13 protein-coding genes and 2 tRNA genes are annotated in these 14,917 nt (G+C 30.4%); 5 read left to right on the plus strand and 10 right to left on the minus strand.

The window, feature by feature from the left end:
- Positions 1–65: 65 nt before the first annotated feature.
- Both FRY74_RS06810 and FRY74_RS06815 read right to left on the minus strand, forming a co-directional pair.
- Positions 66–812, minus strand: a complete 747-nt coding sequence (locus FRY74_RS06810; RefSeq protein WP_147099893.1) for a LytR/AlgR family response regulator transcription factor — start codon at positions 810–812, stop codon at positions 66–68.
- 85 nt (positions 813–897) lie between these two features.
- Positions 898–3,777 (minus strand): sensor histidine kinase, encoded by a 2,880-nt coding sequence (locus tag FRY74_RS06815; protein WP_147099895.1) that lies wholly within the window; start codon positions 3,775–3,777, stop codon positions 898–900.
- Between the two features lie 56 nt (positions 3,778–3,833).
- On the opposite strand from FRY74_RS06815, the gene FRY74_RS06820 reads away from it, so the two are divergent.
- The 4 genes from FRY74_RS06820 to FRY74_RS06835 all read left to right on the plus strand — a co-directional run bounded on the left by FRY74_RS06820 (position 3,834) and on the right by FRY74_RS06835 (position 7,826).
- On the plus strand, positions 3,834–4,430 hold the full coding sequence (locus tag FRY74_RS06820; protein ID WP_147099897.1) for an acyltransferase: 597 nt from the start codon (positions 3,834–3,836) through the stop codon (positions 4,428–4,430).
- On the plus strand, positions 4,427–5,248 hold the full coding sequence (locus FRY74_RS06825) for a PorV/PorQ family protein (RefSeq protein WP_147099898.1): 822 nt from the start codon (positions 4,427–4,429) through the stop codon (positions 5,246–5,248). Before FRY74_RS06820 ends, FRY74_RS06825 begins: the two co-directional genes overlap by 4 nt.
- Before the next feature lie 72 nt (positions 5,249–5,320).
- A complete protein-coding gene (locus FRY74_RS06830; RefSeq protein ID WP_170227972.1) occupies positions 5,321–7,381 on the plus strand; it encodes a helix-hairpin-helix domain-containing protein in 2,061 nt (686 codons plus the stop codon).
- A gap of 55 nt (positions 7,382–7,436) precedes the next feature.
- Positions 7,437–7,826 carry a Spy/CpxP family protein refolding chaperone gene (locus FRY74_RS06835; protein ID WP_147099902.1) on the plus strand — a complete coding sequence of 130 codons (390 nt, stop codon included), beginning with the start codon at positions 7,437–7,439 and terminating at the stop codon, positions 7,824–7,826.
- 35 nt (positions 7,827–7,861) lie between these two features.
- On the opposite strand, the gene pth is transcribed toward FRY74_RS06835, so the two are convergent.
- From pth to FRY74_RS06860, 5 genes are all read right to left on the minus strand, one after another.
- Positions 7,862–8,425 (minus strand): aminoacyl-tRNA hydrolase, encoded by a 564-nt coding sequence (pth, locus tag FRY74_RS06840; protein WP_147099904.1) that lies wholly within the window; start codon positions 8,423–8,425, stop codon positions 7,862–7,864.
- A gap of 8 nt (positions 8,426–8,433) precedes the next feature.
- Entirely contained in the window at positions 8,434–9,060 is a 627-nt protein-coding gene (locus FRY74_RS06845) for a 50S ribosomal protein L25/general stress protein Ctc (RefSeq protein ID WP_147099906.1), read from the minus strand.
- A gap of 20 nt (positions 9,061–9,080) precedes the next feature.
- Positions 9,081–10,016 (minus strand): ribose-phosphate pyrophosphokinase, encoded by a 936-nt coding sequence (locus FRY74_RS06850; RefSeq protein ID WP_189765253.1) that lies wholly within the window; start codon positions 10,014–10,016, stop codon positions 9,081–9,083.
- A 122-nt stretch (positions 10,017–10,138) separates the two neighbouring features.
- On the minus strand, positions 10,139–11,773 hold the full coding sequence (locus FRY74_RS06855) for a hypothetical protein (RefSeq protein WP_147099910.1): 1,635 nt from the start codon (positions 11,771–11,773) through the stop codon (positions 10,139–10,141).
- Between the two features lie 5 nt (positions 11,774–11,778).
- The gene (locus tag FRY74_RS06860) at positions 11,779–12,864 is read right to left on the minus strand and encodes a hypothetical protein (RefSeq protein WP_147099912.1); all 1,086 of its coding nucleotides are present in this window, start codon (positions 12,862–12,864) and stop codon (positions 11,779–11,781) included.
- Positions 12,865–13,016: 152 nt separating this feature from the next.
- On the opposite strand from FRY74_RS06860, the gene FRY74_RS06865 reads away from it, so the two are divergent.
- Positions 13,017–13,097: transfer RNA gene (locus tag FRY74_RS06865), tRNA-Leu, on the plus strand.
- A gap of 43 nt (positions 13,098–13,140) precedes the next feature.
- Here FRY74_RS06865 and FRY74_RS12880 read toward each other — a convergent pair.
- The 3 genes from FRY74_RS12880 to FRY74_RS06875 all read right to left on the minus strand — a co-directional run bounded on the left by FRY74_RS12880 (position 13,141) and on the right by FRY74_RS06875 (position 14,907).
- Positions 13,141–13,314 (minus strand): hypothetical protein, encoded by a 174-nt coding sequence (locus FRY74_RS12880; RefSeq protein WP_170227973.1) that lies wholly within the window; start codon positions 13,312–13,314, stop codon positions 13,141–13,143.
- Between the two features lie 71 nt (positions 13,315–13,385).
- Positions 13,386–14,735, minus strand: coding sequence for a trigger factor (gene tig, locus FRY74_RS06870; protein WP_147099914.1), 1,350 nt, complete (start codon positions 14,733–14,735; stop codon positions 13,386–13,388).
- A gap of 90 nt (positions 14,736–14,825) precedes the next feature.
- Positions 14,826–14,907: transfer RNA gene (locus FRY74_RS06875), tRNA-Leu, on the minus strand.
- Positions 14,908–14,917 lie beyond the last annotated feature (10 nt).

The following is a 14,917-nucleotide window of genomic DNA, read 5'->3' on the forward strand; positions in this document are numbered from 1 at the left end:
GATGCTAAAAAAAAACAACTTTCGATTTTCTTTAGGAATGGATTGAATTATTTAGGAATAGTATTCTATGCCAGAATTGCTTGTTCAAATTCAGCAATTCTGTATTTAGATAGTTTTGCAACAATACCCGATTGTAATTCAATTTCAAATTTTGATTTTGAATATGATTTTAGGTGGCAGAGATTTACCAACCATGATTTATGCGTTCTAAAAAATGATTTGTTTTCAGCCAAGAGCGATTCATAATGCTTTAGATTTTTACTCATCATATATTTATTGCTTATTGTATGAATACAACTGTATGATTCTTGAGCTTCAATAGCAATAATGGAATTGATATCTACAATTTCTTGGTCGCCATTTTGTCGAACAATAATTTTAGTAAGATTTTCTTTTTTCAAGTTGTCTTTTAATGCCTCTAAATTTTTAGCATTATTTTTTAATTCACGAATAGATTCTAATTTACTAACAGCCAATTTTAATCGGTCAATTTCAATTGGTTTTAATAAATAGTCAACTGCCGAAATTTCGAAAGCTTTTAGTGCAAACTTGTCGTAAGCCGTAATAAAAATAATATCGAAATTAACTTCTTCAAAAAATGAGACTAATTCATAACCAGCATAATTGGGCATTTCAATATCTAAAAAAACAACATCTGGTTGGTTTTTTTTAATAGACTCGACAGCATCTAATACATTTGTACATTTATCCACAACTTCAATCTGAGGACAAAATCTTAGTAATAAATTTGAAAGTACATTACGTGCACTTTCTTCGTCATCTACAAGTATGGCTTTTAACTTTATTCTCATAACTCAAATATAGAATCCTAAATTCATTTATGGAATTTAAATTTAGGAATAGCACTTTTTTTTAGGAATGACGGATTGTTTTTGTTTAATAATTTTGCTTAAAAGGAATAGTTATGATAACCTTTGTACCAATTGGTTCTTCATTATCTTTTAAATCAACATACAAAACTCCAAGATTTTGTTTGTAATGATTTTTCATTATATCGAATCTTATTTTAGTAGCATTTACTGAAAATGATTGATGATTTTTTTGTTGTCGTAATTTAATTTCTTGGGCTTTTGATCTTCCTACACCATTGTCGGTTACAGTGCAATGTAATGTGTCATTCATTTTAAATGAAATACATACTTTTTTAAGTCCATCCTTATGTAATAATCCATGCTTAATTGCATTTTCAACAAATGGTTGAATAAGCATTGGTGGTACTTTAATATCTTCAGCATTATTTATATCAATCGAAAATTCAAAGTCATCTTTAAAACGGAGTTTTTCTAATTGCAAGTAGGTTTCTAATAATTCTATTTCTTCCTCAATATCAATAAACTCTTTGTCTGAAAAATTTAAAGTTTGTCGAACCAATTTTGAAAATTTAATGATATAGTTATACGAATTATCAATATCTCCTTTTAGTATTAAATCTTGAATAGAGGTAATTGCATTAAAGATAAAATGAGGATTCATTTGTGATTGAATTGCTATTAACTTAGAAGCATTCAATTCGTTTTGCAATTCAATTTTTCGGCGTTGTTTTTTTAACTCAAAGCGGTAGATGATTAAAGTAACACCGATAAAAAGACATATCCAAAAGGTGTAGAACCACCATGTTTGCCAGAATGGAGGTTTGATTATAAAATTGTAAGAAATAGGTAAACTTTCTATTCCATTTTCATTAATAGATTTAATAGTAAATGAATAATCTCCTGGTTGGAGAGAAATAAAATCAACTGAATTATCTTTAAATTTTTTATACTGCCAGTTATCGGTATCCCCATTTATTTTATAAGCATATTTTAATAACCCTTGATGATGGTAAGTGGTTGTTAAAAAACGAATTTCAATTTTATTTTCATCGTAATTAAAATAACTAGTTTCGTCTATATCAAATTTTAGTGGTTTTTTATTTACCAATACTTCACTAATAATGATGTTTGGAGGAGTTAAGTTTTTATCTATTTCATTGTAATTAAAAAATTGGATTCCTTTATTGGTAACAACCCAAACAATATCATTTTGAATGGTGAAATCAGTTATTCTATTGCTAAACAAACCATCTGTATTATTAAAAAATATAGATTTAGATGTGTTTAAATTATAAACTTGAATTCCTTTTTCGTGTGAGATAAACAATTGATTTTTGTAGGCTATTATTTTGTAAACAACATCGGATGCTAAATGATTTTTTGTTGATAAATGCTGTGCTAGTGTATCATTTTTAAATTCGTAAATACCTTGGTCTTTTGTGGCTACCCATATAGAATTATTGTTTTGAATTACACTCGTTGAAAAGATATTATTGAAAATTTTTGGTTCTTCAGTTTTTGAGAATATCATTAAGCCTTTTAAGGTACTTAACCATATTTTCTCTTTATTTTTTTGGTAAAAAACGGAAGAAGTTCTTCCAATATTTTTAGGTAGATTAAAATAAGAAGGTATAGTTTTATTTTTCTGTTGGTTATAAAAAATTAGATTTTTATTTGTAGCTAAAAGAATTGTAGAATCATTTATAAAGTCTATCTCTTTTAGAGATCCTATCTCAGAAAAAGGTTTAATTTTTTTGGTTGCTAGATTAAAAATGTAAGGTAAGTTAGGACCATTTAGTATTAAATTTTCATTTTTTTGATCAAGTTTTAATACGTTAATTTTTGTTTCATTTTGCTCATAGATTAGTGAGAATTGATTGTTATAATATTCATAAATTTTCCCACTTTGAGTTGATGCCCAAATTTTATTATCAGTAGAAATTATCCTTGTAAAAACTTCATCTTCAATTTCAATAAGGTTCCTAAAACTCAATATTTTCGTGTTTGGAATAAATAGAATTCCTTTGCCTAAAGTTCCTAGCCACAAATTATTCTCGGCATCCTGTAAGTATGATGAAATATAAAATTTATGAAATAATAGCCTTTTGTGGTAAGGTTTTAAATTATTAATATTTATAGCTACAGCGCTCCCTTTTCTAGTGGTTTGCCACAAAGTAGAGTCTAGAGCTAAATAGCTTACATTTGAGTATTCTTGAGTAATTGTTTTCGGAAAATTAAAATCTCTAAATATCGTTGTGTCTTCTTTGATGTCATAATAATTAAATTTGTCTCTTTCTTTTATAATTGTATACCCGGTTTGGTTTTGTATTATGTAATTTGGACTTTGACTAGGAGTATTAAATTTTAAAGGGTTAGAATTTCCATTGGTGTCAATAGCTTCTACACTAAATCCATCTGAATTTTGTTTACTGAAATATATTTTATCTATAGTTGTTTTAACAGAAGGGATAAAAGCATAATTATTTTTTTTAAAATAAAAATTAGTGTTGTTTTTTTTGTCTATCCAAAAAGGATTTCTATTGGCAATAATTAAGTTGTTTTCCTGATCAAATCCTAATTCATAATAACTAGAAAGCAAACTGTCTGGTATTTGATAGAATATATTAATGGAGTCGTCTTCTATCTTCAAAACTTGTCCACTAAGATTAAAGCCATATAGTTCGCCATTGTTATCTTTAACTAATCCGAATACGGATTTTGACTTCAAATTTTTGTTAAAATATTTATTAAAATTATAACCATCATACTTGTAAATGCCATTTTCTGTACCTAACCATATGTAATTATTTTTGTCTTGTGCTAAAGTATAGATGTCTAAACCAGCTAATTCATTCTCTCCAATTATAGAGTAAGATGGTTCTTGAGCTTTAAGAAAAAAGCCAATTTTTAAAAGAAGAGTTAATATGAATAAATACTTCCTCAATTTTTATTGATAGCGAAAATAGAAACCATTATATTTACATTTTAAGCGACAAATATATGGCTATTTACGAGTTTAATGGATTTAAGCCTGTTATTGATGAATCATCTTTTATTCATCCGTTAGCAGCAGTTACAGGTAACGTTATTATTGGAAAGAATGTTTATGTCGGGCCAGGGGCAGCAATAAGAGGTGATTGGGGTAAGATAATAATAGAAGACGGTTGTAATATCCAAGAGAATTGTACGGTACACATGTTTCCAGGAACAACAACTATCCTTAAAAAAGGTGCGCATATTGGTCATGGAGCTATAATTCATGGAGGTGTTATTGGAGAAAACTGTTTAATAGGAATGAATAGTGTTGTGATGGATGATGTTGTTATGGGAGCTGAATGCATAGTGGGAGCATTGACTTTTGTTCCAGCAAAAATGGAAATTCCAGACAGAAGTTTATTAGTTGGTAATCCCGCAAAGATTATTAAACAAGTTAGTGATGAAATGATTGAATGGAAAACAAAAGGGACTCAACTATATCAAGCACTTCCTAAGGAATGTTTTGATGGCCTTAAAGAGTGTGAACCTTTAAGAAAAGAAGAGCTAAATCGTCCTAAGCAAGAATCTATGTATTCAACTTGGAATAGTATAAAAGGATGAAAGAATTAATAATATTTCTCGCTTTAATATTGGGAGTTATTCCTGATCTTTTTTCAACAAACGGTAATGATGTAATTGGTGCTCGATCACTTTCTTTAGGAGGGTTTTCTACAACCTTATCAGATGTTTGGTCAGTAAATAATAATCAAGCTGGATTAGGTTTTGTGGATCAAATTTCTGGAGCAATTTCTTATGAAAGCCGATTTCTATTAAAAGAAACTGCATATAAATCAGGAGCTTTTGCCCTGCCAACAAAATTAGGTGCTTTTGGTTTATCTGTTACTTCTTTTGGTTATTCAGCTTATAATGAAACTAAAGCAGGATTGTCTTATGGACAAAAACTAAACGATAAAATTGCATTAGGAGTGCAATTAAATTATACAAATGTAAAAATAGGACAAGAGTATGGCCAGAAATCTGCTTTAACTGGAGCTATTGGTTTAATCGCTAATTTATCAAAAGAAATAGCTTTAGGTGTTCACGTTTATAACCCAACAAGAACAAAATTTGTTGATTATAACAATGAAAGATTGCCAACAATAATGAAGTTAGGGTTGGATTATAAGTTTTCAGAAAAGGTTTTTTTAGCTGTAGAAACAGAAAAAGATATCGATTTTGGAGCAATAGCTAGAGTAGGAATCGAATATAATCCAATCGATATTTTATATTTAAGAGGAGGAATATCAACGAATCCAACATTAAGTTCTTTTGGCTTTGGTTTAAAGTTAAAAGACTTCAAATTAGACCTGTCTACGTCGTTTCATCAAACACTTGGAATTACTCCAGGTATTTCTATTATTTACACAGCAGGTAAGTAAGTGAAGCGCTTTAATTTCAATATAAAATGTGTTGAATTTAGCTTGCATAAATGTTTGCTATATTTCTTTTTAGTGGGGGCATTTTATTCTTTTGGACAAACAGATGTAGATCAAAAAAATGAGATTATAGAACAGCGTGTTGAGTATTTGGTTGATAATGCAGAAGAAAGTGATGTGGATTATACTACAATTTTTGAGCAGTTGTCTTTCTTTTATGATAGGCCTTTAAATTTAAATAGAGCAAAACTAATAGAGTTAAAAGAACTGTCTTTACTTACCGATTTTCAAATTAACAATTTATTAAGTCATATTGAGGAGAATGGCAAATTAATGACTTTAGAAGAATTGCAAACCATTGATGGTTTTGATAAATCAACTATTCAATTTATTTTGCCATTTGTAAAAGTTACTTCAAATGTTGATAGTCCGCAGTTAAGTTTTAATGAATTATTAAATAATGGGACAAACCAATTGTTTGTGAGATATCAGCAAATTATTGAAGAGAAAAAAGGGTTTAGTGATATTACAGATTCTGCATTAACGGCTAGTCCTAATTCAAGATATTTTGGAAATGAAGCTAGAATTTTTACTCGATATAAATACAATTATGGCAATTATTTAAGTTTTGGTGTTACTGCCGAAAAGGATCCTGGAGAGGATTTTTTTAATGGAACTCAAAAAAATGGATTTGATTTTTATTCAGCACATTTCTTTCTTAAAAATCAGGGTAAAATAAAGCAATTAGCGATTGGTGATTATCAAGCTCAATTTGGTCAAGGATTAACTTTCTGGTCTGGATTAGCCTTTGGTAAGTCTGCCGATATTATGTCTGTAAAAAGAAGTGCTATAGGTTTAAAACCGTACACCTCAGTAGATGAAAATTTATTTATGAGGGGTGCAGGTTTAGCGTTAAAATTTGACAAGATAGAAGTAACAACTTTTTATTCTCGAAACAAAGTCGATGCTAATATTGATTATTCAGATTCTACTCTTGTACAAGATGAGGTGTTATCTATTACTTCTATTCAGCAAACTGGTTTTCATAGAACTGTAAATGAGTTGGAAGATAAAGATGCGATAACAAAGCAAACAATTGGTGGGCATTTGGCTTTTATGACACGTAAGTTAAATATAGGTTTTACGGGAGTTTTTAATGAAATTAATGCTCAATTTAATCCCAATTTACAAGTTTATAACCAATTTAGAAACACTAAAAGTGAACAAACTAATTTGGGTATTGATTACAATTGGATTTATAAAAACTTCAATTTCTTTGGAGAGTTCGCACAAAGTATAGAGGCAGGAAAAGCTATTGTTGCTGGTGCATTAATAAATTTAGATACTCGTTTAGCGTTATCTGTTTTATATAGAAATTATGATAGGGATTTTTCTCCAATAGCAAGTGCAGGTATTGGAGAAAACTCGGTTAATGAAAATGAAAAAGGATTATACTTTGGAATTGTAGCTAAACCACTAAACAAATTTACGGTTTCAGCTTATTACGACCAATTTGTTTTTCCATGGCTAAAATATCAAATTAACGCTCCAAGTAATGGTTACCAATATCTGGCACAATTAACCTATAAGCCTTCAAAGAAATTGGAAATGTATTTGCGTATAAAAGAGCGACGAAAAGGAGAAAATACAGATATAGATTTAACTGAAGGTATTGATTATACTGTTTACCGTAAACAAACAAATTATAGGTATAATTTAAGCTATCAAGTTTCACCATCTATAAAACTGAAAAGTAGAGTTGAGTTGATTAATTCTCATTTAGAAGAAACACCAACAGAAGTTGGTTATTTAATTTATCAAGATGTTGTTTACCAATCCTTAAAAAGTCCATTTTCTTTTTCTTTCCGTTATGGGATATTTGATACTGACTCTTACAATGCTCGTATTTATGCTTATGAAAATGATGTTCTTTATGCCTTTTCTATTCCAGCGTATTATAACCGTGGAACACGAACCTATTTAACAGTACGTTATAAAATAAGAAGAGGCTTAGATGTTTGGTTGCGTTATGGTTTAACTTATTATGATAATGTTGATGTTATAAGTTCTGGGTTAGAAGAAATTCAAGGGAATACAAAAAGTGAAATTAAAGCACAGATTAGATTTAAGTTTTAATTCTTTGGCATAGTTTTAGCTCACATTAATTTATTATTCATTAAACTATTAAACCATGAAAAATTTAAAAATCGTAGCAATCGTTGCTTTATTTGCAATTGCAACTGGAGTAAGTGCTCAAGATAAAATGGAGAGACCAATGAAGCTTCAAGTTAATGAAAATCATAATCAAGATGAAGATGATGATCAAATTGAAAGATTTAAAGATCAATTAAATCTTACAGAGGAGCAAAAAGCTCAAATTAAAGAAATTAGGGGTAAGAGAGCAGCAGAAAAAAAAGAGTTAAAAACTAAATTAAAGGATATTAGAGTAGCTGAGAGAGTGGAGATAAATCAAATTTTGACTGAAGAACAACGTGCTTTAATAAAAGAGAAAAAGCAGATGAAGCATGAGAAATTTAAAGGAAGAAAAGAATTTCATAGAGAGAAAATGAAACAACAATAACAAAATTAAAAAAAGCCGAAATTTATTTCGGCTTTTTATTTTCCATTAAAATCACTCATTGTTCTGCCTAGTCCAATAGTTGTAAATGCTTTTATGGCTTGGGTTGCTTTTTCCAGTCTCTCAGGAAGAGCAGATTGTTCTTCGGGAGCAAAGTCTCCCAATACATAATTAATTTGTTTGCCTTGCACAAAATCACTTCCAACACCAAATCTCAAACGAGGATAGTTGGCATTTCCAAGACATTCAAAAATATTTTTTAGTCCGTTGTGACCTCCATCACTACCTTTACCTTTAAGTCTTATAGTGCCAAAAGGTAGGGCAATATCATCAGTAATAACTAATAAATTTTCTTGCTTTATTTTTTCTTGTTGGAGGTAATAGTTTACTGCTTTACCACTTAGGTTCATGTAAGTAGAAGGCTTTACTAATATTAAGGTTCTACCCTTAAATTTAAGAGTAGCAGTGGAGCCAAGCTTATTAGGTTCAAAAAAAATATTGGATGCACTTGCTAGTGCATCCAATATTTTAAAACCTATGTTATGTCTAGTATTTTCGTATTCAGAGCCTATATTGCCCAATCCTACAATTAAATACTTCATAATTCAATTTATTCTGCAGAAGCTTCAGCTGCATCTGAAGTAGCTGCTTCAGCACCTTCTTCATCTTCATCTTCATCTTCATCAGCAGTAGATACTCTACTTCTTTTAACAGCAACAACAACTGCATTAGCTGCATCTAATAATCTTAAACCGTCAACTTGGATGTCACCAACTTTAATAGATTGGCCAATTCTTAAGTTTGTAATGTCAATTGTAATAAATTCAGGTAAAGTTTCTGCTAAACCATTTACTTTTAATCTTCTCGTTACAGTTCTTAATTTACCTCCATTTAATACACCTCTAGAGTTACCAGTTAACTTAATTGGCATATTTACAGTGATAGCTTTACCTTCAACAACTTCTAGAAAGTCGATATGTAAAACTCTATCTGTTACTGGATGAAATTGAACATCTTTAATTATTGCTCTATGAGTAGAACCATCAATGTCAAGATTAATAAAATATACATTAGGTGAGTGAATGATTTTTCCAAATTGAATTTCATTAACTGTAAAGTGTGTATTTTCTTTTCCGCCATATAATACAGCTGGAATTTTTTCTGCGCTTCTTAATGCTTTAGCATCAGTAGTTCCTCTGTCAGCTCTTTTGTTTCCTTGTAATGCTATTGATTTCATTATAATAGTGTGTTAATTAATTAGCAAATAAATGTGTTACTTATTGATTCGTGATTGAATACTTTATTAATAATATCTGAGAATAAATCTGCAACCGAAAGAACTCTTATTTTATCGCTCTTTTGAGTAAGAGGAATTGTATCGGTTACTATTAATTCTGTCAATTTTGAATTTTCTATACGTTCGTATGCTTTTCCTGATAAGATAGCATGGCTAGCAATTGCTCTAACGCTTGTTGCTCCATTTTCCATCATAATGTCAGCAGCTTTACATAATGTTCCTGCGGTATCAACCATGTCGTCAACAATAACAACATCTCTCCCTGCAACTTCTCCAATTAAAAACATATCTTCAATTACATTTGCTTTTTTTCGTTGTTTGTAACAAACAGCTACTTCGGCTTGTAAAAACTTAGCGTAAGCATTTGCTCTTTTGGTTCCTCCCATATCAGGAGAAGCCATTGTTAAATTAGGGAGGTTTAAGCTTTTAATATATGGTATAAAAATAGTTGAGCCAAAAATATGGTCAACTGGTACTTCAAAAAATCCTTGAATTTGATCAGCATGTAAATCCATAGTCATGACTCTGGTTACACCTGCTGCCGCTAACATGTTAGCTACTAATTTAGCACCTATTGGCACTCTTGGTTTGTCTTTTCTGTCTTGACGAGCTAAACCAAAGTATGGCATAATTGCTACAATACGTCTAGCAGAAGCTCTTTTTGCAGCATCAATCATCATTAACAATTCCATCAAATTATCTGCTGGCGGAAAAGTAGATTGAACAATAAAAACATCAGCACCTCTAACTGACTCCTCAAAAGAAGGTTGAAATTCACCATCGCTAAATGTATTGATGATAATGTTGCCTAAAGGAATACCGTAGCTTTTAGCTATTTTATTAGCTAAATCTTCTGATGCTCTTCCTGCAAATAATTTTACCTTTGGTTCGTACATTTTTATTCCTTGTCAATTAAAGGGGTGCAAATTTATTAATTTTTTAATAGGAAGACAAATAAATAGCAAAAACAATTCAAAACAATTTTTTAATCTAAATAAAAGATAATCAGTTAAGTAAATTAATTGATTTGTTTAATTAGCATACCAGGGTAATACTTTCCACTTCCTTTAAATATAGAGTATTGTTGCTCAGGTAATTTTCCTTGTTTTTTTAATTCTTCTTCTTCTTCAGGTGAATAACTATTATCCCATACAGTTGCAACAGTTATAATTCCAACTCTCTTGTAAATAGTTTTTCCCTCGGGAGTTTCTATTTGGTTAATTACTTCATATTTGTCACCTTTCTCTAAACCTTCTTTAGTACCAATTTTAGCTGCTAATGGCTCGATTGATATTAAAGGAGTTTTTGTTCTAAATTCTTCATACTTTTTTTCAAGTTTAGCAATGGCTCTATCAGTTGCTTTTACAGTTGCCATACGAATTAAGTCTTCCTCACTTTTATTTGTAAATATTGATGATTGAACATCTGCTCCAGCTGTTTGAGAACCAATTAATTTTAATTTAAAATTATTGGCATTATTAAAAGCTTCAACTTTTGATAGGTCAAAATTATTTACATCAGTCCAATAGTTGTTGTAAAAAATTGCAGCAGCTTCTTCATCCCAAACTAAACGATAAAGATATGAAGTTGTTCTTACCCAGTATCCTTTTCCTGCAACAGTTGCAGCAGCTTCTGCAGCAGTAATTCCTTTTTGAATTGCAGCACCTGCTCCAGGTATATAGCCTGCAGCCATTTTTGCAAATCCAGATGCTTTTTTACCCTTAGCAACAGCTTCTTCTTTATTCGTAAATTTATAATCATTAACAATTACAAATGTGTTTCCAATTAGTTCTTCTCCAGCATCAGCTAACAATGCGCTTCCTCTCTCACTAGCATTAGCAACTACCTTGTCCATTGCAGTTGCATCATACATACCTCTTGATGAAATTAAATCCATATTAAACTTTCCATCGTTACTTCTGTTAAACCATTTTGCAACCAAATCTTTAGCTACATTATTATTAGTTAAGTATGTTGTTATTACTTGTGTTTGATCATCAGAATTTGCTACTCCATTAACTAGGTAAGGTCCAATATTATGGTCATTAAATTTTTGAGGAACTGTAGAGTTACCAAAAGCATCTTTAATAACACCTGAGTATTCACGAGTTAAATCGTTTATCATTAATGTATACAAAGAACTTCTTCTGTACTTTAGCTCTTTGGCTATATCATTTTCAGTAGCATTTTTAACTTTTGTTTGAGTCGCTTCTTCACTAATTATTATTTCTGGATTTGCAGAGGTTGGAATCAAAGAATTAGCAGTAGCAAAATCTTGATTTTTCATTTCTTGAAATGCAATTTCTCTTTTATTAGTGGCATAACCTGCACTTAATCCAGTAATTTTCTCTTTTATACCTAACAAAGAGTTTCGTTGTCTTTTGTAGGCATGAGCTAGAAGCCAATCTTGTTTTGCAACAGCATCCCTTGTTTTTTGCTCTAAAGCGATTAGCTCGTCAGTTTTTTTGATGCTATCAGTTGACCTCGATTCTATTTCCGTTTGAATTACTTTAGCTAACCTGTATTGGCTGTTATTCACAGCTTCTTGTTTTTGTGTAGTTAACTCATCAACAGTTAAGTAGTCTTGAGCTTTTACAGATAAGTTAAGCAATACTGCTAAACTTAATATCGTATATGTTAATAATCTCTTCACGGTTTTTATTTTTTATTTTGAATCCATGTATTATCTTTTCTTTTCATTCTTGTCCAAACTAGGCCAATATTAAAACGAGGTATATGCACATTGTTTGTGTAGTATGCAAACTCAGTTTTTATTCCTAAACTTCTTTGTTTGTTGAAAAAGACATTGGCTCCTAATCGGAATATAAAGGGGATGTAGTTGCCCTCTTCTTGGGTTGATTTTGAAGTTTTTATGTCATAATTTTCTTCTCTATAACCGAAACCTAAACCTAAACTTGCGTAGGGAACAAAAAAAGAATCAAAATCTCCATATGCTGTCATTTGCCCTCCTAGGTTGTAAGAAAAGTAATCTCCAAAAGCAAAATCGAAAAATGTACCTCCAGCTATATATTTATTAATCCACCATCTTGAGTTTGATAAATGGTAATTTAAAATCATTTCACTTTCATCATAATAAGGAGATGTTACGGATACATCTGGTTTTATTCTCTTAAAACCAAAGTGAAACGAGCCTACAATTTTAGTGTTGTAGGGTTTGTTGATTAAATCTTGTTTGTGGGATTCATTTTTTGCTAACAACATTTCTTTTTGCTTTTCTCTGTGGCTTTTAGCAAAATCAGCAGGGGGCATTTGAAGAAGCTGTTTAGTTACTTCGTCAAGGTTTTGAGTATTATTATTGATGGCTACTTCTTCATCTCTTATTCCAGCTTTTAAATTTGAAATTTTTCGTTCAAAATCAATTACATCAGTATATCTTTCTTCGAAAATTGCAATTTTTCTATCTTCTTCAAGCTCAATTAATTTTGCTTTATCTTCTTCTAATAGAGCAATTTCTTTCTTGAGTTGTTCAGCTTTTTCAAAGTCTTCATTCGCTATGGTTGTTTTTAATTCTTCATTTTTTTCAATTAGCTTATCATCAATCGATTTTCTAGCGTTTTGTTCTGCTTTTATTTGATTGGCTAAATCGAAATTTTCAGAAGCAACAGCTTCTTTTTTCTTAACTTCTAATTCTTCATTACTAAGGGTGTTTAATGATTGCCCTAGTAACGAAAAAGAAGTTAACCCAATGATTATAATCATTGAAATTCCCTTGTTAAATTTCATGTTTTAGTTTTATGCTTTAAAAATGCGAAGATAATTTTTTTAGAGTATATTACAAAAAGCAATTAATCAATAATTAAATAGGTAAAATCATTAATTATTTAAATAATATTTTAAAGATTAAAAATTGATGTTTACTTTCGCGTTCTTATTATGCCCGAGTGGCGGAATTGGTAGACGCGCACGACTCAAACTCGTGTTCCTCTGGAGTGCCGGTTCGACTCCGGCCTCGGGTACAACAAAAGGCCTTAGATTCATTTCTAGGGTCTTTTTTTATAATTAAAACTCACTATACATTTTAATTAAAAGCATAGTAAGCCCTACTAAACCAATCAAGCTACCAATAAATGTATTTATAAATTTATAACCGTTTCGTTGCTGATGTTTAGCTATTAAAATGGCTAAAATAATATCGGCAGAAATAAGTAGCCAGAAATTAGTTGGAGTTATCATGCTTTAAAAATAAATTGTCGAAACAAAAAAGCCTCAACATTGTTGAGGCTTTTTTTATCAGTTATCAAATATTATTTGCTAACAATTTTTACAAACTCATCGTATGATACTTCTTTCTCTTTTATTTTGAAAGTCGTTTTATATACATCCATCATTTTTTGGTCGTACATCATCATATAAATATTTTTTGCTTCCTCTTGGTTTTGTAATACGCGATTTGCAGTTTCTGTTAGTTCTTCATCGTTATTCGTTGGCATTCCCATGCTTGCCATTTGTTGAGCTAATAATCCTTTTGTATGTTCAACAACTTCTTCGTGAGAAACTTTAACTTCGTTTTTCTCAATTAATTTGTTTTCAATTAATTGCCATTTTAAACCTTTAGAATATTGGTCGTATTCTTCTTCAATTTGCTCTGGTGTTACAGGCTTTTCATTTGATGCTTGAATCCATCTTTTTAAGAAACTATCTGGTAACGATAATTTTAATTTATCTAAAAATTCTGTTTGAATATCTGCTTTAAGTTTTCTGTCGCTTTCAGTAACTAAACTCATTGAAACTTGCTCTTCAATTTTAGCTCTAAATTCATCTTCAGATTTAACAGCATTTGGTCCAAAAACTTTATCAAATAATTCTTGATTAATATCTGCTGGTTCAACTCTGTTTATTTTTTCGACTGTAAATCTAAATTTAGATTTTAGTGATTTCAATTCTGCTGGTGTAATACCTAAAGCAGTAGCTTGATCTCCTTCGTGTTCAGATATTTTTTTAGGATCTAATTCCACAATATCGCCAGATTTAGAGCCAATTAATTCTTTTTGTAATTTTTTGTCTGTAACAGACTCAATAACAATTATTGAAGAATTTGAAATACCTTCTTCTTTTAAATTATCTCCATCTAATTCTTCAAATTTTCCGTAAAGCATATCAGTAGCTTCTGCAACATCAGGGTTACTCATTTTTCCGTAACGTTTTGCAATATCACTTACTTGCTTGTCAATATCTTTTTTATCAACTTTAATTTTATAGAAGTCAAATTTAAATTTGTCTCCTACCGAAATATCAAAAGATGGAGCTAAACCAACATCATATCTAAATTCAAAATCTTTTTGATTTTCCCAATCAATACTTGCTTGATCTTCTAATTTTGGAAGAGGATTACCAAGAACATCTAATTTTTCAGTTGTTAAGTATTTTTGCAGTTCTTCAGAAAGAATTTTATTGATTTCATCAACCATTGCATTCGTTCCCATCATTTTTTTAACCATGCCCATTGGTACATGTCCTTTTCTAAATCCTGGGATAGATGCTTTTTTTCTGTAATCTTTTAATACTACATCAACTTTATCTTTATAGTCAGCTTCAGTTACATTAACTTTAATTACTGCATTTAAGTCGTCAATTTTTTCTTGGGTAATATTCATTTGTAATTTTTTTGTTTGGACTATTTTAAATCTAAAATTGTTTTTAATTTAAAAAGGTGCAAGGTATATACCTCGCACCTCTTTCTTTTGTACAGGCGGAGAGACTCGAACTCTCACACCTCGCGGCACTAGATCCTAAGTCTAGCGTGTCTACCAATTCCACCACGCCTGCAAAAGGACTG

Source organism: Vicingus serpentipes (assembly GCF_007993035.1).
Taxonomy (GTDB): domain Bacteria; phylum Bacteroidota; class Bacteroidia; order Flavobacteriales_E; family Vicingaceae; genus Vicingus; species Vicingus serpentipes.